This window comes from Streptomyces sp. NBC_01433, from assembly GCF_026340105.1.
GTDB lineage: Bacteria > Actinomycetota > Actinomycetes > Streptomycetales > Streptomycetaceae > Streptomyces.
The window spans coordinates 5,097,217-5,117,313 of sequence record NZ_JAPEPM010000001.1 but is presented as its reverse complement, the minus strand read 5'-3'; the positions used below and the strand labels follow the sequence as shown (position 1 = coordinate 5,117,313).

Here is a 20,097-nt window from a genome sequence, read left to right as displayed (position 1 = left end):
GTTCACCGGTCCGTGGCGGGGGTGTTCGGCCTGGTACCGACCAGTCCTGTCCCCCGCATCGGCTCACATCAGGGGCGTGAGGAAGCGCCGCAGCGTTTCCTCGTACCGTGCCGGGTCCGCATTCCACATCGCCGCATGCGGAGCCTGCGGTACGGGGTGGAGGCTCACCAGGTCGGGACGGCGGGCGGCCAGTTCGCGGGACGGCTGCCAGGGGGCCAGGGAGTCGTCCGGGCCGTGGAAGATCAGCGTCGGGGCGTGCAGGGCGGACGGCAGGACGGTGTCCAGCAGCGGGGCCGTGCTCAGCCCTGCCCGGCCCTGGGCGGCGCGCACGGCGAGCGGCAGCAGGGCGGACGGGACGTGGCGGGCCGCGGCGAGGGCGCGCAGGGTGACCTGCCAGTCCATGACCGGGGAGTCCAGGACGAGGCCGCTGATGCGGTCCCGGAGCGCGGAGTTGACCGCGGCGTGCAGTGCCATCGAGGCGCCGGTCGACCAGCCGTGCAGGACGACGCTCTCGGCGCCGTAGCGCAGGGCGTAGCGGATGGCGGCGTCCAGGTCGCGCCATTCGGAGGCGCCGAAGTGGCCGAGGCCGTCGGTGGAACGGGGGGCTCCGGCGTCGCCGCGGTAGGCGAGGTCGAGCACGGGGAGCCGCTGGTCGTGCAGGAACTCCATCAGGTTCATGGGGTGTTCCCGGGTGGTGCCGAGGCCGTGCACGGTGATCACCCAGGTGTCCCGGGCGCCGGGCACGAACCATGCGGGCAGGATGCCGAGTTCGCCGGGGATCTCGACCTCCTTGTGGTCGAGACCGAGGGCGCTGCCGGGGTCGCCGCTGTACAGCTCGGGGGTGAGGCGGACCTTGCTGCCCGCCTTCAGGGTCCCGTGGTTCACCCGTTCCAGCCTGCGGACGACGGTGTCCGGGGCGTGCGGCGCCTGTTCGGTCACCGGCCCGACGACGGCGTGCACACCGGGGCCCACCAGTCCGTACGTGCCGGGCCGGAGCGCGGCGAACGAGCGGGTCAGGGTGACCTGCCCGGCCGCCGTGGCATGCACGGTGACTCTGCGGTCGGCGGGGAGGGGACGTCCGGACGGCACCTTGAGGGCGGCGTCACTGGCGTACCGGCCGGCCGCGACCGCTGCCGCGCCGGCGCCGAGGATCGTGGTGACGGCCACTGCCGTCGCTGTTGCCGGGCGCACGGCTTCAGTGTCGTGGCGTGCGGTGCGCGGTGCCAGTGGGCGGGGGCCGTCCGGTGCGGAGCCCTCGCCGGGAGCGCCGGGAGGGTGGATCAGCCGGGTTGGCCGTATCCCTTCAGGGCGTCGGTCACCTCGCGCAGCTGGGCCGGGGAGAGCAGGGTCGGGCGGTGGCCCGGTACGGAGCTCGCGGTGAGCCAGAGCCTGCACAGCCATTCGAGCTGGGCGGTGCGGTCGTACGCCTCGTCGAGGGTGTCGCCGTAGGTCACGGTGCCGTGGTTCTGCAGGAGGCAGCCGGTGCGGTCGCGCAGGGCGGTGAGCATGTTGTCGGCCAGCTCCCGCGTTCCGTAGCGCGCGTAGGCGGCCGTCCGGACGGGTCCGCCGAGCAGGGCGGCCGCGTAGTGCACCAGCGGGACCTCGGTGACCAGGGTGGAGACGGCGGTGGCGTGCACCGCGTGGGTGTGCACGACGGCGGCGGCGGAGCTGTTGCGGTACACGGCCAGATGGAGGGGAAGTTCGCTGGTCGGGGCCAGCTCACCGAGGATCTGGCGCCCTTCGAGGTCGACGCCGACCGCGTCCTCGGGTCGGAGCCGGTCGTAGGGCACACCGCTGGGGGTGACCAGGACGGTCCCGCCGACGCGTGCCGAGACATTGCCCGACGTGCCCACGACCAGGCCGTCCGCCGCGGACCGCCGGGCCGTGTCGACCACGCTCCGCCAGACCCGTTCGATCGCGTCCCGGGACTGATCGCTCGCGCTCATGCGGGAATCGCCCGTGCCGGAATCGCCCGTGCCGGAATCGCTCATGCGGGGATCCTAGGGTGACGTCCCGGCGGCCGGGACCCCTCGCGACCCCGGGTGACCGGAATCTCTTACGAGTGACAGAACCGCGGCTCAAAATCTTCGCCAAGCGGGGGCAAAGGGCAGTCCTCGCACCGCCTCAGGGGCGTAACCAGGCCCCTCGCGTACACAAGCGGAGTGATCCCAATCCATTTGGGATCACCACAGCGCCCCGCCCAGTTCATCTTCCGTTCACTCAGGTTGCCTACGGTCCACGAGCCACTGACGTCGAACGATTGCCTGGGTAAATGGAACACATCACGCTGCTGCTCGCGATTGTGGTCGTGACAGCTCTCGTGTTCGATTTCACGAACGGTTTCCACGACACCGCCAACGCGATGGCCACCACCATCTCGACCGGCGCCCTGAAGCCCAAGACAGCGGTGGCCATGTCCGCCGTTCTCAACCTGATCGGCGCGTTCCTGTCGGTGGAGGTCGCCAAGACGATCTCCGGCGGGATCGTCAACGAGGACGGCCTCAGAACCGAGGTCATCTTCGCGGCGCTCGTCGGCGCCATCCTGTGGAATCTGCTGACCTGGCTGGTCGGCCTGCCCTCCAGCTCCTCCCACGCCCTGTTCGGCGGCCTCATCGGCGCCGCCGTCATGTCGGCCGGCTGGTCCTCGATCAACGGCGGCACCGTCGTGACCAAGGTGCTGCTGCCCGCGATCGCCGCCCCGCTCGTCGCCGGTCTCGCCGCGCTGCTGGCCACCAGGCTGACGTACCGTCTCAGCCGCAAGGTCACCGACGAGGCGCAGCTGAAGTCGACCGCCAAGGGCTACCGGGCCGGCCAGATCGCCTCGGCCGGTCTCGTCTCGCTCGCCCACGGCACCAACGACGCGCAGAAGACGATGGGCATCATCACCCTGGCCCTGGTCACCGGTGGCGTCCTGTCCCCCGGCTCCAACCCGCCGGTCTGGGTCATCGTCTCCGCCGGTGTCGCCATCGCCCTGGGTACGTACCTCGGCGGCTGGCGCATCATCCGCACCATGGGCAGCGGCCTGACCGACCTCAAGCCGCCGCAGGGCTTCGCCGCCCAGACCAGTGCGGCCACGGTCATCCTGGCCTCCTCGCACCTCGGTTTCTCGCTCTCCACCACCCAGTCCTGCTCCGGCGCCGTGATGGGCGCGGGCCTCGGCCGTAAGGGGGGCGTGGTCCGCTGGTCCACCGCCACCCGGATGTTCGTCGCCTGGGGCCTGACCCTGCCGGCCGCGGGCCTGGTCGGCGCGGGCGCGGAGTTCCTGACCAAGCAGGGCGGCTGGGGCGTCGCCGTCGTCGCGGTCCTGCTCGTCGCGGGCTCCGGTGCCATCTGGCTGCTGTCGCGCCGCAAGCCGGTCGACCACACCAACGTCACCGGCGGCGGCGCGGAGGACGAGCCCGCGGGCGTCGTCACCACGGCCATGGCCGCCGTCACCCCGCCCCCCATCGGCACCACGGCCACGGACCTCAAGACCACCATCTCGGCTCCGGCCGGAACGCCCGCCGACCCGGCGCGGCCGGCCACGGTGTAAGGACAGATCCCCATGAACATCGACTGGGCAGCTCTCGCCTCCGTCTTCGGTGTCAGCCTCGTGGTCACCGTGGCGCTGGTCGGCCTCTTCACGCTCGGCATCATCGGCCTCTCCAAGCAGGCGTCGACGCAGGCTTCGACGGCACAGGGTTCGACGGCGCGGGCGGGCGGCTCCGGCGGCGCGTTCACGCCGGTCCGCGCCGGTGCGTACCTCTGCTTCGCGCTGTGCGTGGCGGCGGTCGCGTACGGGATCTATCTGATCGTCGCCTGACCCGCGTCACCGCTCCTCCATCGGGCCGGACACACCGTGTGTGTCCGGCCCGATGTGCGTCTGGGCACACTGCGGCCCCGCAGGTCAACGGCAAGTTGACGGGCGTTCTCACAGCGTGGTGGACTGCCGGAGCCGTTTACGGCGACAGCAGAGGAAGCCGGTGCGAATCCGGCGCGGTCCCGCCACTGTCACCGGGGAGCAGTCCCCCACATCGGAAGTCACGGTCCGCCGACGCGGGCTGGAAGGCCGGGGGAACTGCGGATCCGGAAGCCAGGAGACTCTCGTCGCCGGTCACGTCGAACCAGGGCGCGGACCCTGAGTGAGGACATACGCCATGCCTGGCCGCCGTGCGCCGGAACCTGTGTCGCCCCCTGCGAGAACCTCCCGCACCGCGGTCGGCTGAGCCATGCGTGCCGACCGCATCTTCGCGTACGGCGCCACGGCCGGACTGATCGGTGACCGCCTGCTCGGTGACCCCCGCCGGGGGCATCCCGTCGCCGGGTTCGGCCGGGCGGCGGCAGCCACCGAGCGCCTGCTGTGGCGCGACCACCGCGGGCGGGGCGCCCTGCACACCCTCGTCTGCGCCGGAGGCGCCGCGGGAGCCGCCGCGCTGGCCTCCCGTGCCGTACGGGGCCGCCCCGCCGCGGCTGTCGCGCTGACCGCCGCCACCACCTGGTCCGTGATCGGTGGTACGTCGCTGGGCCGTGAGGCGCGCGCCATCGCGGGCGCGCTCGCCGCCGGGGACATCGACGTGGCCCGGGAGCGGCTGCCTCATCTGTGCGGGCGTGATCCGCACTCGCTCGACGGGCCGCGGATCGCCCGCGCCGTGGTCGAGTCCGTCGCCGAGAACACCTCGGACGCCGTCGTCGGCGCCCTCGTCTGGGGCGCCCTGGGCGGGGTCCCCGGACTCGTCGCCTTCCGGGCCGTCAACACCCTGGACGCCATGGTCGGCCACAAGTCGCCCCGCTACCGGCGCTACGGCTGGGCCTCGGCCCGCCTGGACGACCTGGCGGGATGGCCCGGAGCCCGGCTGACAGCCGCGCTGGCCGTGGTGGCCGGGGGACGTCCGGGCGAAGCCGTACGGGCGTGGCGTGCGGACGCGGGCAGCCATCCGAGCCCCAACGCGGGTCCGGTGGAGGCCGCGTTCGCGGGGGCGCTCGGCGTACGGCTCGGCGGGACCCTGGCGTACGCCGGGCGCGTTGAGCACCGGCCGGTGCTCAACGCGCCCGGTCGGGCGGTGGAGAGCGCCGACATCGAGCGAGCGGTGCGACTGTCGCGCCGGGTGAGTGCGCTGGCCCTCGGCGTGTGCGTGGCGGGCCGGCTGATCGCGGGACGGAGACGGACATGAGCGGCGGACTGCTGGTCGCCGGAACCACATCGGACGCGGGCAAGAGCGTCGTCACGGCCGGGATCTGCCGGTGGCTGGTGCGCCAGGGGGTGAAGGTCGCGCCGTTCAAGGCGCAGAACATGTCGCTCAACTCCTTCGTGACCCGCGAGGGCGCGGAGATCGGCCGGGCCCAGGCGATGCAGGCCCAGGCCGCCCGGGTGGAGCCGACCGCGCTGATGAACCCGGTGCTGCTCAAGCCCGGCAGTGACCGTTCCAGTCAGGTCGTCCTGATGGGGAAGGCGGTCGGTGAGATGAGCGCCCGCGGCTATCACGGAGGACGGCAGGAGGCGCTCCTCGGGACCGTCGTGGACTGTCTGGAGCAGCTCCGGGGCACGTATGACGCCGTGATCTGCGAGGGGGCGGGCAGTCCCGCCGAGATCAATCTGCGGCGCACCGACATCGTGAACATGGGCATCGCGCGGGCCGCGCGCTTCCCCGTGCTGGTGGTCGGCGACATCGACCGCGGGGGCGTCTTCGCCTCGTTCTTCGGTACGACGGCACTGCTGAGCGCCGAGGACCAGTCGCTGGTCGCGGGTTACCTCGTCAACAAGTTCCGCGGCGACGTCTCGCTGCTGGAGCCGGGTCTGGACATGCTGTACGGGCTGACCGGGCGGCGCACGTACGGGGTGCTGCCCTTCGCGCACGGCCTGGGCATCGACGAGGAGGACGGTCTGCGCGTCTCGTTGCGCGGTGCCGTACGGGAGTCGGTCGTCGCGCCGCCGCACGGCGAGGACGTGCTGCGGGTCGCCGTGTGTGCCGTACCGCTGATGTCGAACTTCACCGATGTGGACGCGCTGGCCGCCGAACCGGGTGTGGTGGTGCGGTTCGTGGACCGGGCCGAGGAACTGGCCGACGCGGACCTGGTGATCGTGCCCGGTACGCGCGGGACGGTGAAGGCGCTGGCCTGGCTGCGGGAGCGGGGGCTCGCCGACGCGCTCGTGCGGCGGGCGGCCGAGGGGCGGCCGGTGCTCGGCATCTGCGGCGGGTTCCAGGTGCTCGGTGAACAGATCGAGGACGAGGTGGAGTCGCGGGCCGGACAGGTCGACGGGCTGGGGCTGCTGCCGGTGCGGATCCGGTTCGAGCGGGCCAAGACGCTCGCGCGGCCGGTCGGTTCGGCGCTCGGGGAACCGGTGGAGGGGTACGAGATCCACCACGGGGTCGCCGATGTGCGGGGCGGCGAGCCGTTCCTGGACGGGTGCCGGGTGGGCTCGGTGTGGGGGACGCACTGGCACGGGTCGCTGGAGAGCGACGCGTTCCGGCGGCGGTTCCTGGCGGAGGTCGCGCGGGCGGCGGGGCGGCGGTTCGTGGCCGCGCCGGACACGAGTTTCGGGGCGCTGCGGGAGGAGCAGTTGGACCGGCTCGGGGATCTGGTGGAGGAGCACGCGGATACGGATGGGTTGTGGCGGTTGATCGAGGGTGGGGCGCCGGGGGGGTTGCCGTTCATCGCGCCGGGAGCGCCGGTGGTGGGGGCGGGTGTGTCTGCGGGTGGTGGTGCGTCGTCTGTGGGGGGTGGTGCGCCTGCGGCGGGCTTGTCTCCCCGCCCCGCCCCTTCCCGAAACCGGGGCTCTGCCCCGGACCCCGGTCCTCAATCGCCGGACGGGCTTGAAGTTGCCCGCCACGCGGCGCAGGAGCCGGACAGGCTTGAAGTTGCCCGCCACGCGGCGCAGGAGCCGGACAGGCTTGAAGTTGCCCGCCACGCGGCGCAGGAGCCGGACAGGCTTGAAGTTGCCCGCCACGCGGCGCAGGAGCCGGACAGGCTTGAAGTTGCCCGCCACGCGGCGCAGGAGCCGGACAGGCTTGAAGTTGCCCGCCACGCGGCGCAGGAGCCGGACAGGCTTGAAGTTGCCCGCCACGCGGCGCAGGAGCCGGACAGGCTTGAAGTTGCCCGCCACGCGGCGCAGGAGCCGGACAGGCTTGAAGTTGCCCGCCACGCGGCGCAGGAGCCGGACAGGCTTGAAGTTGCCCGCCACGCGGCGCAGGAGCCGGACAGGCTTGAAGTTGCCCGCCACGCGGCGCAGGAGCCGGACAGGCTTGAAGTTTCGGATGTCAACAAGGAGGCCCTGTGAGTACGCCGTATCCCTTCACCGCGATCGTCGGGCAGGACGATCTTCGGCTCGGGCTGTTGCTGAACGCCGTCAGTCCGGCTGTCGGCGGGGTGCTCGTGCGGGGGGAGAAGGGGACCGCCAAGTCCACCGCCGTGCGGGCGCTCGCCGCGCTCATGCCGGAGGTCTCCGTGGTGCCGGGCTGCCGGTTCTCGTGTGACCCGGGTGTTCCCGATCCGGCGTGTCCCGATGGGCCCCACGGCGACGGAACCGGCGTGTCGCGGGCCGCGCGGACCGTGGAGCTGCCCGTCGGGGCCTCCGAGGACCGGCTCGTGGGCGCGCTGGACATCGAGCGGGCGCTCTCCGAGGGCGTGAAGGCTTTCGAGCCGGGGCTGCTGGCCGACGCGCATCGCGGGATTCTGTACGTGGACGAGGTCAACCTGCTCCACGACCATCTGGTGGACCTGCTGCTGGACGCGGCGGCCATGGGTGCTTCGTACGTCGAGCGCGAGGGCGTCTCCGTACGGCACGCGGCGCGTTTCCTGCTGGTCGGAACCATGAACCCCGAAGAGGGCGAGCTGCGGCCGCAGTTGCTGGACCGGTTCGGGCTCACGGTCGAGGTGGCCGCGTCCCGTGACACCGACCAGCGGGTCGACGTCGTGCGGCGCAGGCTCGCCCATGACGACGATCCGGTCGCCTTCGCCGCCCGCTGGGCCGACGAGGAGTCCGCGCTCAGGGAACGGATCGTCGCCGCGCGCGCCCTGCTCCCCCGTGTCGTGCTGGGCGACGGCGTGTTGCGGCAGATCGCGGCGACCTGTGCGGCGTTCGAGGTCGACGGCATGCGCGCCGACATCGTGATGGCCCGTACCGCGACCGCCCTGGCCGCCTGGGCGGGGCGCGAGGAGGTGCTCGACGAGGATGTGCGGCAGGCCGCGCTCCTGGCGCTCCCGCACCGGCGTCGGCGCAATCCGTTCGACGCGCCCGGTCTGGACGAGGACAAGCTGGACGACACGCTCCGGGAAGCCGCCGAGGACCAGAGCAACGGCGAGGGCGAGGGCGACAACGATCCGGACCCCGACGGGCCGCACCCGGACGGTCCCGGTGACGGGGGCGACGACGGCGGTGGCGGTGGCGTGCCGCCGCAGGCCGACAGGAGCGACACGCCGGGGCCCGCGCACGAGGGCAGCACCGACGCGCCGGGGCGTTCCGCCGGTGCGGAGCAGCAGCCCGTGGCCTCGGCCGAGCCGTTCCGGACGAAGATGCTGAGTGTGCCGGGGCTCGGCGAGGGTGCTGCGGGGCGGCGGTCCCGGGCCCGTACCGAGCACGGCCGTACGACCGGGTCGCGGCGCCCGCAGGGTGCCCTGACGAAGCTGCACCTGGCGGCGACCGTGCAGGCGGCGGCGCCGCACCAGCACGCACGCGGACGGTCCGGGCGCGGCCTCGTCGTCCGCCGCGACGATCTGCGGCAGGCGACGCGGGAGGGGCGCGAGGGCAATCTGGTGCTCTTCGTCGTGGACGCCTCCGGTTCGATGGCGGCCCGGCAGCGGATGAGCGCGGTGAAGGGTGCGGTGCTCTCGCTGCTGCTGGACGCCTACCAGCGGCGGGACAAGGTCGGCCTGGTCACCTTCCGGGGCAAGGACGCCGAGGTGGCGCTGCCGCCGACCTCGTCGGTGGACGCGGCGGCGGCGCGGCTGGAGTCGCTGCCGACCGGGGGCCGTACGCCGCTGGCCGCCGGGCTGCTGAAGGCCCATGACGTCCTGCGGGTGGAACGGCTGCGCGATCCGTCGCGGCGGCCGCTGCTCGTCGTGGTGACGGACGGCCGGGCGACCGGCGGTCCCGAGCCGGTGGCGCTCGCCGGGAGGGCCGGACGGCTGCACCGCTCCGAGGGCACCGCGTCCGTCGTCATGGACTGTGAGTCGGGGATCGTACGCCTCGGGCTCGCCGCACAACTCGCCCGGGATCTGGGGGGTACCGCCGTCACGCTCGACGAGTTGCGGGCCGACTCGATCGCCGGGCTCGTCAAGGACGTCACCACAGCCGGGAGGGCCGCGTAATGCCACAGGGACAGCCGACATCGGTACCGGACGACGGGCTCACCACCCGTCAGCGGCGCAACCGCCCGCTGCTGTTCGTCCACACGGGCATCGGCAAGGGGAAGTCGACGGCTGCCTTCGGTCTCGCGCTGCGGGCCTGGAACCAGGGCTGGCCCATCGGGGTGTTCCAGTTCGTGAAATCGGCGAAGTGGAAGGTCGGCGAGGAGAACGCGCTGAAGGTCCTCGGGGCCAGCGGCGAGGGCGGCACCGTCGCCTGGCACAAGATGGGCGAGGGCTGGTCGTGGGTGCAGCGCGACAATCAGCTGGACAACGAGGAGAAGGCCCGTGAGGGCTGGGAGCAGGTCAAGCGCGACCTGGCGGCCGAGACGTACAAACTGTACGTCCTGGACGAGTTCGCCTACCCGATGCACTGGGGCTGGATCGACACCGACGAGGTCGTCGAGGTGATGCGGAACCGTCCCGGCACCCAGCATGTGGTGATCACCGGGCGCAACGCTCCGGACAAGCTGATCGAGGCCGCCGACCTGGTGACCGACATGTCGAAGGTCAAGCACCCGATGGACGCCGGTCAGAAGGGCCAGAGGGGCATCGAGTGGTGACTGTTCCCCGTCTGGTCATCGCCGCTCCTGCGTCCGGCAGCGGCAAGACCACGGTCGCCACGGGGCTGATGGCGGCGTTCGCCGCGCGCGGGCTCGCCGTGTCCCCGCACAAGGTGGGCCCGGACTACATCGATCCGGGCTACCACGCGCTGGCGACCGGCCGTCCCGGCCGCAATCTCGACGCGTACATGTGCGGGACCGGTCTGATCGCCCCCCTGTTCGCGCACGGGGCGGGCGGCTGCGACCTCGCGGTGGTCGAGGGCGTCATGGGGCTGTACGACGGCGCCTCGGGCCAGGGCGAACTGGCCTCCACCGCCCAGGTCGCCAAGCTGCTGCGGGCGCCCGTCGTGCTGGTCGTCGACGCCTCCTCGCAGTCCCGTTCCGTCGCGGCCCTGGTGCACGGGTTCGCGTCCTGGGATCCCCAGGTACGGATAGGCGGCGTGATCCTGAACAAGGTGGCCTCCGACCGGCACGAGGCACTGCTGCGCGACGCGCTGGACGAGTCGGGTCTGCCGGTGCTCGGGGTGCTGCGGCGGGCCGCGCAACTGGCGACGCCCTCGCGCCACCTGGGCCTGGTGCCGGTGGCCGAGCGGCAGACGGATGCCGTCGACGCCGTACGGGCGATGGGGGAACGGGTGCGCGCGGGATGCGATCTCGACGCGCTGATGGCCCTGGCCAGGTCGGCTCCCCCGCTGCCGGACGAGGTGTGGGAGCCGGAGCGTCACCCGGCGGCCGGGACCGGGGCCGGGCCCGTGGTGGCCGTGGCGGGCGGGGCGGCGTTCACCTTCGCGTACGCGGAGCACGCCGAGCTGCTGGCGGCGGCGGGCGCGGAGGTCGCGGTCTTCGACCCGCTGCGCGACGAGAAGCTCCCGGTGGGCACGGCGGGCCTCGTGATCGGCGGCGGGTTCCCGGAGATGTACGCCCCCGAGCTGTCGGCCAACGAGCCGTTGCGCAGGGCAGTGACCGAACTGGCGCTGAGCGGTGCGCCGGTGGCGGCGGAGTGCGCGGGGCTGCTGTATCTGGCGCGCGAGCTGGACGGGCGGCCGATGTGCGGGGTGCTGGACGCCGAGGCCCGGATGTCGGAGCGGCTGACGCTCGGCTACCGGGCGGCGGTGGCGGTTTCCGACAGTTCGCTGGCGGTGGCCGGGACCCGGATGCGCGGTCATGAGTTCCACCGGACGGTGCTGGAACCGGGCGCCGGGGCCACGCCCGCGTGGGGCATGCACCAGCCGGAGCGGCGTGTGGAGGGCTTCGTCCAGCAGGGCGTGCACGCGAGCTATCTGCATACGCACTGGGCGTCCTCGCCCGGGGTGGCGCGTCGCTTCGTCGAGCAGTGCGGCGGGGGCCCCGACGGGACCGGCGGGATCGGCGCGGCCGACAGCGCGTGAGCCTGGCGGCCTGGGCGGCGGGTCGGCCGGGCCGAAGGCGGCAGGTCGGCGGGTCGGCCGGGCCGGAGACCGCGGGCGCCCGGTGCCGGGCCGGCCGTGCGCGGACTAGTCCGCGATGCCCACCACCAGCCAGATGAAGCCGACACCCCCGACCGTGCACAGCAATGTGGAGCGGGCGGGATGGTCGTGGTGTGCCTCGGGCAGAATCTCTGCGGCGGCCAGGTAGAGCAGCACGCCGCCGAAGAAACCGAGATAGCAGCCGAGCAGTTCCTCCGGAAGGGTGAACAGCAGTGTCGTAGCCGCGCCGACGATCGGTGCCAGGGCGTCCGCGAACAGCATGAAGAGCGCCTTGCGGCGGGCGTTCCCGTAGAGACTGGTGATGGTGTACGTGTTGAAACCGTCGGCGAAGTCATGAGTGATCACGGCCAGTGCGACGGCGGCGCCCATGCCTCCGCCGACCTGGAACGCGGCGCCGAGCGCCACCCCGTCCATCAGGCTGTGGCCCACCATCGCGGCCGCCGCCGTCAGGCCCACCTGCGGTACGCGTTCCTCCCCCGCCCCGTGTGCCGCCTGGCGTACGGCGAGCAGCCGCTCCACGAGATGGGCCACCAGGAAGCCGCCCACGAACAGCAACAGGGCGGCGGGCACACCGAAGACCGGCTCGCCCGCCGCCTCGACCGCCTCCGGCAGCAGATCGAGGCCGACCACGCCGAGCATCAGCCCGCCCGCGAAGCCGAGCACCAGGTGGCGGCGGTCGGTGACGCGTTGAGCGACCCAGCCACCGGCCAGAGTCATCAGGAACGCGCCGAGCGCGACGAACACCGCCATGGGCCCTTGCTAGCCGATCGACCCCGGTGCCCGCATCTCAGGTCTCCCTGACCGACGCCCCGCCCGCCCGCCCCGTCGCACGCGAACCGTGAACACCGGGCCCGTAGCACCTGCCCCCGCAACACCCGGCCCCCCGCCGGCGTACGAAAGGACTCCGCCCATGACCGGAGCAGCCGCCAGCCCCGCCCCCGTACCCGTCACCGGGACGCTCGTCGTCGGGGTCGGTGCCCGCCGCGGCGCCCCGCTCGACGAGGTGCTCGGTCTGATCGAGGAGACCCTGCGGGCCGCCGGACTGCGGATAGCCGATGTCGTGGAGCTGGCGACCGTCGTGGCCAAGGCCGCCGAGCCGGGGATCGTCGGGGCCGCGGCGCGGCTCGGGGTACCGCTGCGGACCCATGCGGCCGAGGCGCTGGCCGGGGTCCTCGTACCGAACCCCTCGGGTGCGCCGGGCGCGGCCGTGGGTACGCCTTCGGTCGCGGAGGCCGCCGCGCTGATCGACGCGGACGAACTGGTGGTCGCGAAGACGGCGTCGACGCGTCGGACGGGGCGCAAGGGGGCGGTGACCTGTGCGGTGGCCCGACGAATTTCGGCCACCCTCACGGCTCCTGACCGGAAAAGTTCCACCCTGACGGTGACGGACGGGGCGGACCCCTTCACCATGGCAGCCATGAATCCCCCCACGAAGCATGTCGAGGGCGCCGGACCCGACCTCCGGCACCACGGTGACGCGGAGGTACGCGACCGTAATCTGACCGACCTCGCGGTCAACGTACGCACCCATACGCCGCCGGAGTGGCTGCGGCAGCGGATAGCGGCATCGCTCGTCTCCCTGGCCTCGTATCCGGACGGCGCGGCGGCCCGGGAGGCGGTCGCCGGGCGGCACGGGCTGCCGGTGGACCGGGTCCTGCTGACGGCGGGCGCGGCGGAGGCGTTCGTCCTGATCGCCCGCGCGCTGCCCGCCAGGCGTCCGGTCGTCGTGCACCCGCAGTTCACCGAGCCGGAGGCGGCGCTGCGGGCGGCCGGGCATGAGGTGGGCCGGGTGCTGCTCCGTGCCGAGGACGGTTTCCGGCTGGATCCGGCGGCGGTGCCCGAGGAGGCGGATCTGGTGGTGGTCGGCAATCCGACCAACCCGACCTCCGTGCTCCATCCGGCGGCCGTCCTGGAACAACTGGCGCGCCCCGGGCGGACGCTGGTGGTCGACGAGGCGTTCATGGATGTGGTTCCCGGCGAGCGCGAGGCGCTGTGCGGGCGTACCGACATCCCCGGGCTCGTCGTCCTGCGCAGCCTCACCAAGACCTGGGGACTCGCGGGCCTGCGGATCGGCTATGTGCTGGCCGACCCGGTCACCATCGGTCTGCTGGCCGAGGCACAGCCGCTGTGGCCGGTGTCGTCCCCGGCGCTGGCGGCGGCCGAGGCGTGCATGGAGCCCCGGGCGCTGGTCGAGGCGGCCGAGGCGGCGGACCGGATCACGGTGGACCGTGCCCATCTGCTGGCCGGGCTGGCGGAGTTCGGTGAGGTACGGGCGGTCGAGCCGGCCCAGGGGCCGTTCGTCCTGCTGCGGATGGAGCGGGCGGCCGAGGTACGGGAGCGGCTGCGGCTGCTGGGCTTCGCGGCGCGGCGCGGGGACACGTTCCCGGGTCTCGGGCCCGAGTGGCTGCGGCTGGCGGTGCGCGACCGGGTGACGACCAACCGTTTCCTCCAGGCGCTCGATCAGGCCCTCCAGGCGCTGCCCGGGAGACCTTTGCGCTGAGGCGGCACGTGTCACCGGGTCCTCGCGCCGAGCGGGCCACCGCGGTGAGGGGCGCCTGCGCGAGGCGCCCCTGCGCCGACGGGCGCACACGTTGAGGGGAACCCTGCGCTGAGGGGCACCTGGACGCCTGCGCGGCACCCGGCGCCCGGGACGCGCTCGCGGGCCCCCGATCGCAAGGTGATCGGGGGCCCGCGTGGCCTCTATCTCTGCCCGCTGTTCACGCCCGACGCAGGGCTGAGCGGCCTGCGAAGCGCGCCGCTTCCCCCAACTCCTCCTCGATCCGGATCAGTTGGTTGTACTTCGCCGTGCGGTCGGAGCGGGAGAGCGAGCCGGTCTTGATCTGACCGCAGCCGGTCGCCACCGCCAGGTCCGCGATGGTGGTGTCCTCCGTCTCGCCCGAGCGGTGCGACATGACAGCCGTCCAGCCCGCCCGGTGGGCCGTGTCCACCGCGGCCAGCGCCTCGGTCAGGGTCCCGACCTGATTGACCTTGACCAGGACCGAGTTGCCGACGCCGGTGCGGATGCCCTCCCGCAGCAGCGCCTCGTCGGTGCAGAACACGTCGTCGCCGGTGAGCTGGCAGCGGTCGCCGACGCGGGCGGTCAGCTCGCGCCAGCCGTCCAGGTCGTTCTCCGCCATCGGGTCCTCGATGGAGAGCACCGGGTAGGCGTCGATGAGCCCGGCCAGGTAGTCGGCGTTCTCGGAGGGCGTGCGGCGCACCCCCTCGCCCGCGTAGTCGTACACCCCGTCGCGGAAGAACTCCGACGACGCCGGGTCCATGACCAGGCCGATGTCCGTGCCGGGGCGGTAGCCGGTGCGCTCGATGGCGGCCATCACGAAGTCGAGCGCCTCCTCGGCGGTACGCAGCGCGGGCGCGAAGCCGCCCTCGTCCCCGACGCCCGTGGAGTGCCCGGCGGCCAGCAGATCGCGGCGCAGGGTGTGGAAGACCTCGCTGCCCATACGGACGGCTTCGGCGAAGGTGTCCGCACCCACGGGAGCGATCATGAACTCCTGGAAATCCAGCGGATTGTCGGCGTGGGCACCGCCGTTGACGATGTTCATCATCGGCAGCGGCAGGAGGTGGGCGTCGGCGCCGCCCAGGTAGCGGTAGAGGGGCCGGCGGTGGGCCGCCGCGGCGGCCTTGGCGGCGGCGAGGGAGACGCCGAGGATCGCGTTGGCGCCGAGCCGGGACTTCGTGGCGGTGCCGTCGAGGGCGATCAGCGCGGCGTCCAGACCCGCCTGGTCCGCCGCGTCCCGGCCGCGCACGGACGCCGCGATCTCCCCGTTGGCATGGGCCACCGCGCGGTCGACGCCCTTGCCGTGCCAGCGCGCGGAGTCTCCGTCGCGCAGTTCCACGGCCTCCCGGGCACCGGTGGAGGCGCCGGAGGGGACAGCCGCGCGCCCCAGGGACCCGTCCGCCAGGACGACGTCGACCTCGACCGTGGGGTTGCCCCGACTGTCGATGATCCGGCGGGCGGCGACGGTCTCGATGGCGGCATTGACGGTGCCGACTGCCTTTGCGGACATGGGAGTTCCTCCCCGTCGTCGTGTGCCGTGGCCCCGGCTGCGACAACGCTGGCGCTGAGCCCGACAACACCAAACCCTACAGCGATGCTGATCAGTTTTGCTGCGCACCTGACCTGCACAGCATTGCTGCGCAGGTCAGGTGCGCAGGTCAGGTGCGCAGCTTTGCTGGTCAACGGGGTAAAGTGCCCTATGCCCACCCCGGAAGCCGCCGCCATCGCCGCCGAACTGCGCACCGCGATGGGCAAGCTCACCCGACGCGTCAGACACGAGGACCGCATCCCGCTGGGCCAGGTCGCCGCGCTCGGCGCACTCGACCGCGACGGCGCCATGACCACCAGCGACCTCGCCGCCGATCAGCGCGTACGCCCCCAGTCGATGGCACGGGCGGTGGGGCTGCTCATGGAACAGAACCTGATCACGCGCCGGGCGCACCCCACGGACGGCCGCAAGTCGCTGGTCGAGCTGTCGGACGCGGGCCGGGCCGCGCTCGAAGCGGAGCGCGGCCGCAGGGCCGGTTGGCTCGCGCAGGCCATCGAGGCCGAACTCACGCATGAGGAGCGGGAGTTGCTGGCAAGCAGCGCCGCCCTGCTGGAGCGGCTCGCCACACGCTAGGTGCACTGACCCGTGGGGCGCGCTTCCGCAAGGCGACGCGCGCCCCGAGGGGCGGCGCTCCTCCCGCGAACGCCGCCCCTCACAAGCCCCCCGGTCCGGCCCCCCGGCCCCGGATTCCTCGGACCCCCCGATCCTCCCCCTCCCCCTCGGGTCGGATCAGCCCTGGGTACGCCTGCGGGCCATCACCGTCGCCCCGGCGCCGACCGCCAGCAGCAGCGCCGCGCCGCCCGCGATGTACGGCGTGGCGGAGCTGCCGCCGGTCTCGGCGAGGTTCTCCTTGGCCGGGCCCGCGTCGGAACCGGTCTGGGTCTTCACATCCGGGCCGCCGCCCGTCGAGCCGCCACTGCCCGACGTACCGCCGTCGCTCGCACCACCGCTGCTCGAACCGCCGCTGCTGGAACCGCCGTCGGTACCGCCCGGCTCCTCCGTCTTCTTCGGCGTCTCGCAGGTCGCCTCGGCCAGCGTGACGTCACCCTGCACATCGGCGACGTTCAGCTTGAGCGGGTTCACGGAGACCCGGAGCTGGAGCGCGGCCGCCGCCGCGGTCCGCGAGGTGGTGCTCGTCTTCGACAGGTCCAGCGTCACCTCGCCGACGCCCGGCACCGCCACCCGGGTCGTGCCGCCCGCGGTGAGCGTGACCTTCGTGCCGAGGACCGACACATGGCCCAGCACGTTCGACTCGGCGACCGGCTTCCTGCCGACCTCGCAGACCGCCTTCGAGGTGACCTGCTCGACCTCGATGAGCGGGAGCAGCGGCAGTCCGGGCAGATGCACCCGGGCCTTCGCCAGATTGCTGTATCCCCGCGCCTTGTGCTTGTCGACGGTGGCTTCGGAAGTGGCCACGTCGGCGCGCAGCACGCTGAACGGCTGCCCGCGGTCCACACCGTCCAGGCGCACACTGAGCGCGGTCTTCTCCGCGCTGGCGGGGGCCTGTACCTCGTTGAGCGTGGCCTTGAGCGGAACCTCGATCGTCTTGTTCAGGAGCGAGACATTCAGTGCGGTACGGAGCACGACCGCGCTCGCCCTGCCCTCGCCGGTGGTCGTGGTCGTCGCGGTGGCGGCCTGCGCGGGGACGGCGACAAGCAGTGCGACGGGAGCGGCGGCGACCGCCAGGGCAGCGAGACGGAAGGTGTTGCTGTTCAAGATGGTGGAACCCCCACAAGAGACATGGAGCCACCGGCGCCGTCCAATGGGGGACATCGCGTGCGCCGGTGGCCTCGACTCCGTGAATCTTTACGTACGGAGGGTGAACTGGCGCATACCTGCGGTGAGTTCACCCCAAAGAGGGGTTTTAGCGTGCGTATTCGAACCTTTCGGCGGATGCGTGGCACGTGCGTTCCTGGACGTCACCCGTTTCACCGAGCGTGAGCGGTACGGGTGTTGACCGCGCCGGGGTACCGCAGAAGTGACTCAACGAGCCGGAGGCTCCTGCGGACACTGCCGGTCAACACAGCACCCCGGCCGTCCGCACCCGGCCGCTCAGCCGATCACGCGCCCGTTCAGCACGACGTGGCGGGGCGCGGCCAGCACCCGTACATCCGCGCGCGGATCCTCGTCGTACACGACCAGATCCGCCGGGGCGCCCTCCTCCAGAACCGGCCGCCCCAGCCACCGCCGGGCGCCCCAGGCCGTCGCGGCGAGGGCATCGCGGGGAGGAATGCCGGCCTTCACCAGTTCGGCCACCTCGGCCGCCACCAGACCGTGGGCCAGCGAGCCGCCCGCGTCGGTGCCGACGTAGACCGGGATCCCGGCGTCGTACGCGGCACGCACGGTGTCGTAGCGGCGCTCGTACAGCCGGCGCATATGAGCCGACCAGCGAGGGAACTTGGCCTCGCCGCCCGCCGCGAGATCGGGGAAGGTGGCGATGTTGACCAGCGTCGGAACGATCGCCACCCCGCGTTCGGCGAAGAGCGGAATCGTCTCCTCGGTCAGGCCGGTCGCATGCTCGATGCAGTCGATCCCGGCCTCCACCAGATCGCGCAGCGCCTCCTCGGCGAAGCAGTGCGCGGTGACGCGGGCACCCAGCCGGTGCGCCTCGGCGATGGCCGCCTCGACCTCGCCGCGCGGCCAACAGGCGGTCAGATCACCGTCGTCCCGGTCGATCCAGTCGCCCACCAGTTTCACCCAGCCGTCCCCGCGCCGGGCCTCCCCGGCGACATACGCGACCAGGTCGCCCGGCTCGATCTCATGGGCGTAGTTACGGATGTACCGGCGGGTCCTGGCGATGTGCCGGCCGGCCCTGATGATCTTCGGCAGATCCTCGCGGTCGTCGATCCACCGGGTGTCCGACGGCGATCCGGCGTCCCGGATCAGCAGCGTGCCGGCCTCCCGGTCCGTGAGCGCCTGCTTCTCGCTCGTCGCCGCGTCGACGGGGCCGTGCCGGTCGAGGCCCACATGGCAGTGCGCGTCGACCAGACCGGGCAGCGCCCACCCGGTGACGGTCACCGCGTCGTCCGCGCCCGGTGGCCGCTCGTACGTGATCCGCCCGCCCACGGCCCACAACTCGTCCCGGACCTCGTCCGGACCGACGAGCACCCGCCCCTTCACCCGCAGCACCCGCTGCTCCTGATCACTCATACGCGGCACTGTACGAGGCCCTCGGTACCCTCGACGGAGCACTGTTCGTGCGCAGAACCACTGACCGAACCGAAGAGAGCACCACCGTGACGCACCCCTTCCTCGACCTCGCCCCGCTCACCGCCGCGCATTTCGCGGCCATCGAGCGGCGGGTGGCCGGTCTTCTCGCCACGCAGCAGGACATCGTGATCATGCAGGGAGAGGCGCTGCTGCCCCTGGAGGGCTGCGTCCGGGGCGGCGCCCGGCCCGGCTCGACCGCGCTGAACATCGTCACGGGCCCGTACGGGCAGACCTTCGGCAACTGGCTGCGGGACTGCGGTGCCCGGGTCATCGACCTCTCGGTGCCGTTCCACGCGGCGGTCACCGCCGACCAGGTCGCGCAGGCGCTCGCCGCGCACCCGGAGATCGACTTCGTCTCGCTGGTGCACGCGGAAGCGGCCACCGGCAACACCAACCCGGTCGCGGAGATCGGTGAGGTGGTCCGGGCCCACGGCGCGCTGTTCATGCTGGACGCCGTCGCCTCGGTGGGCGCCGAACCGCTGCTGCCGGACGTGTGGGGCGTCGACCTGTGCGTGATCGGCGCGCAGAAGGCGATGGGCGGACCGGCCGGGGTGTCGGCGGTGTCGGTGAGCGCGCGGGCCTGGGAGCGGATCGCCGCCAACCCCGCGGCCCCGCGCCACTCATACCTCTCCCTCCTGGACTGGAAGGAGCGCTGGATCGACGGTGGCCGCAAGGCGCTGCCGCACGCCCCGGCGCAGCTGGAGATGCTGGCGCTGGAGGCGTGTGCGGAGCGGATCGAGGCCGAGGGCCTGGATGCGCTGATGGCCCGCCACGCCTCGGCCGCGGCGGCCACCCGGGCCGGCGCGGTGGCGCTCGGCGGCGGCCTGGAGCCGTACGTCCACGAGGCGCGGGACGCGGCTCCGGTCGCCACGACGCTGCGCGCCCCGTCGGGGGTCGACGCCGCCTCGCTGGTCGCGCAGGCACTGGCGGCGGACCCCTCGCTGCCGCTCATCGCGGGCGGCGGGGCGCTGTCCAAGGAGATGATCCGGGTCAATCACTACGGGGTGGATGCGACGCGGGGTGCGGTGCGCTCCTCGCTCGCGGCTCTGGGGGCGGCGCTGGCCGATACGGGCCGGCAGGTCGACTTCGAAGCTGCCCGCAAGGCCGTTTCGGAAACCTGGCCGAGCGAATAGATTCCACAACACCCCCGCCATACGCGCATCACCCGGCGGACCAGAATTCATGAATGCGGGGAGCCGCTTTATCGAAAGCAGCTCCCCGCATTCTTCTGCCCGCTTTCCGCCACCCTAAACGCTAAGATTCCGTGAACGTCGATCCACGTAATTCGGGCACGCCTCCCGAGAGTTACAACCCTGTGACCGACTCCACACCGTGACCGAAATGCCGGAAAAATTCCGGTCAAATGCCGAGAAATCGCAGCCGATTCGCGCGAGAGCACGCGCCCGCGTGATAACACAACGACGCCATTCACCCAACCCCCTGCCTCGATGCAATTTTGAAATTTGCTGGGTA

The 20,097-nt window shown here is 72.6% G+C and carries 15 protein-coding genes, 1 pseudogene and 1 riboswitch; of the genes and pseudogenes, 10 read left to right on the top strand and 6 right to left on the bottom strand.

Annotated elements, in window-relative coordinates:
• Positions 1 to 63: 63 nt before the first annotated feature.
• Both OG413_RS23025 and OG413_RS23020 read right to left on the bottom strand, forming a co-directional pair.
• A complete protein-coding gene (locus OG413_RS23025) occupies positions 64 to 1,191 on the bottom strand; it encodes an alpha/beta hydrolase (protein ID WP_266808347.1) in 1,128 nt (375 codons plus the stop codon).
• 89 nt (positions 1,192 to 1,280) lie between these two features.
• Positions 1,281 to 1,946 (bottom strand): class II aldolase/adducin family protein, encoded by a 666-nt coding sequence (locus tag OG413_RS23020; protein WP_266810311.1) that lies wholly within the window; start codon positions 1,944 to 1,946, stop codon positions 1,281 to 1,283.
• A 326-nt stretch (positions 1,947 to 2,272) separates the two neighbouring features.
• On the opposite strand from OG413_RS23020, the gene OG413_RS23015 reads away from it, so the two are divergent.
• From OG413_RS23015 to OG413_RS22985, 7 genes and pseudogenes are all read left to right on the top strand, one after another.
• The gene (locus OG413_RS23015) at positions 2,273 to 3,532 is read left to right on the top strand and encodes an inorganic phosphate transporter (RefSeq protein WP_266808345.1); all 1,260 of its coding nucleotides are present in this window, start codon (positions 2,273 to 2,275) and stop codon (positions 3,530 to 3,532) included.
• A 12-nt stretch (positions 3,533 to 3,544) separates the two neighbouring features.
• Positions 3,545 to 3,802: a hypothetical protein gene (locus tag OG413_RS23010; RefSeq protein ID WP_266808344.1), complete on the top strand. Its 258-nt coding sequence runs from the start codon at positions 3,545 to 3,547 to the stop codon at positions 3,800 to 3,802.
• A 149-nt stretch (positions 3,803 to 3,951) separates the two neighbouring features.
• A riboswitch (cobalamin riboswitch) is annotated at positions 3,952 to 4,083 on the top strand.
• A gap of 125 nt (positions 4,084 to 4,208) precedes the next feature.
• The gene (locus OG413_RS23005; protein ID WP_266808342.1) at positions 4,209 to 5,150 is read left to right on the top strand and encodes a cobalamin biosynthesis protein; all 942 of its coding nucleotides are present in this window, start codon (positions 4,209 to 4,211) and stop codon (positions 5,148 to 5,150) included.
• A pseudogene (locus OG413_RS23000) lies at positions 5,147 to 6,802 on the top strand (cobyric acid synthase); the annotation flags it as partial. The gene OG413_RS23005 and the pseudogene OG413_RS23000, both read left to right, overlap by 4 nt.
• 449 nt (positions 6,803 to 7,251) lie before the next feature.
• Positions 7,252 to 9,285, top strand: coding sequence for a putative cobaltochelatase (locus tag OG413_RS22995; RefSeq protein ID WP_266808340.1), 2,034 nt, complete (start codon positions 7,252 to 7,254; stop codon positions 9,283 to 9,285).
• The gene (cobO, locus tag OG413_RS22990; protein ID WP_073720216.1) at positions 9,285 to 9,884 is read left to right on the top strand and encodes a cob(I)yrinic acid a,c-diamide adenosyltransferase; all 600 of its coding nucleotides are present in this window, start codon (positions 9,285 to 9,287) and stop codon (positions 9,882 to 9,884) included. Before OG413_RS22995 ends, cobO begins: the two co-directional genes overlap by 1 nt.
• Positions 9,878 to 11,272 (top strand): cobyrinate a,c-diamide synthase, encoded by a 1,395-nt coding sequence (locus OG413_RS22985; protein ID WP_266808337.1) that lies wholly within the window; start codon positions 9,878 to 9,880, stop codon positions 11,270 to 11,272. The genes cobO and OG413_RS22985 overlap by 7 nt, the downstream gene beginning before the upstream one ends.
• Before the next feature lie 105 nt (positions 11,273 to 11,377).
• Here the strand turns inward: OG413_RS22985 and OG413_RS22980 are convergent, their stop codons facing one another.
• Positions 11,378 to 12,100, bottom strand: a complete 723-nt coding sequence (locus OG413_RS22980; RefSeq protein WP_266808335.1) for a ZIP family metal transporter — start codon at positions 12,098 to 12,100, stop codon at positions 11,378 to 11,380.
• 160 nt (positions 12,101 to 12,260) lie between these two features.
• Between OG413_RS22980 and cobC the strand changes: the two genes are divergently transcribed.
• A complete protein-coding gene (gene cobC, locus OG413_RS22975) occupies positions 12,261 to 13,850 on the top strand; it encodes an Rv2231c family pyridoxal phosphate-dependent protein CobC (RefSeq protein WP_266808333.1) in 1,590 nt (529 codons plus the stop codon).
• A gap of 217 nt (positions 13,851 to 14,067) precedes the next feature.
• On the opposite strand, the gene eno is transcribed toward cobC, so the two are convergent.
• Positions 14,068 to 15,375 (bottom strand): phosphopyruvate hydratase, encoded by a 1,308-nt coding sequence (gene eno / locus OG413_RS22970; RefSeq protein WP_266808331.1) that lies wholly within the window; start codon positions 15,373 to 15,375, stop codon positions 14,068 to 14,070.
• 189 nt (positions 15,376 to 15,564) lie between these two features.
• Here eno and OG413_RS22965 point away from each other — a divergent pair, with 189 nt between their 5' ends.
• Positions 15,565 to 15,987, top strand: a complete 423-nt coding sequence (locus OG413_RS22965) for a MarR family winged helix-turn-helix transcriptional regulator (protein WP_266808329.1) — start codon at positions 15,565 to 15,567, stop codon at positions 15,985 to 15,987.
• Positions 15,988 to 16,143: 156 nt separating this feature from the next.
• On the opposite strand, the gene OG413_RS22960 is transcribed toward OG413_RS22965, so the two are convergent.
• Together OG413_RS22960 and OG413_RS22955 are read right to left on the bottom strand one after the other, a co-directional pair.
• The gene (locus OG413_RS22960) at positions 16,144 to 17,130 is read right to left on the bottom strand and encodes an SCO1860 family LAETG-anchored protein (protein WP_266808328.1); all 987 of its coding nucleotides are present in this window, start codon (positions 17,128 to 17,130) and stop codon (positions 16,144 to 16,146) included.
• 336 nt (positions 17,131 to 17,466) lie between these two features.
• A complete protein-coding gene (locus OG413_RS22955; RefSeq protein WP_266808326.1) occupies positions 17,467 to 18,564 on the bottom strand; it encodes an amidohydrolase family protein in 1,098 nt (365 codons plus the stop codon).
• Positions 18,565 to 18,650: 86 nt separating this feature from the next.
• On the opposite strand from OG413_RS22955, the gene OG413_RS22950 reads away from it, so the two are divergent.
• Positions 18,651 to 19,757 carry an alanine--glyoxylate aminotransferase family protein gene (locus tag OG413_RS22950; RefSeq protein ID WP_266810309.1) on the top strand — a complete coding sequence of 369 codons (1,107 nt, stop codon included), beginning with the start codon at positions 18,651 to 18,653 and terminating at the stop codon, positions 19,755 to 19,757.
• Positions 19,758 to 20,097: the final 340 nt, after the last annotated feature.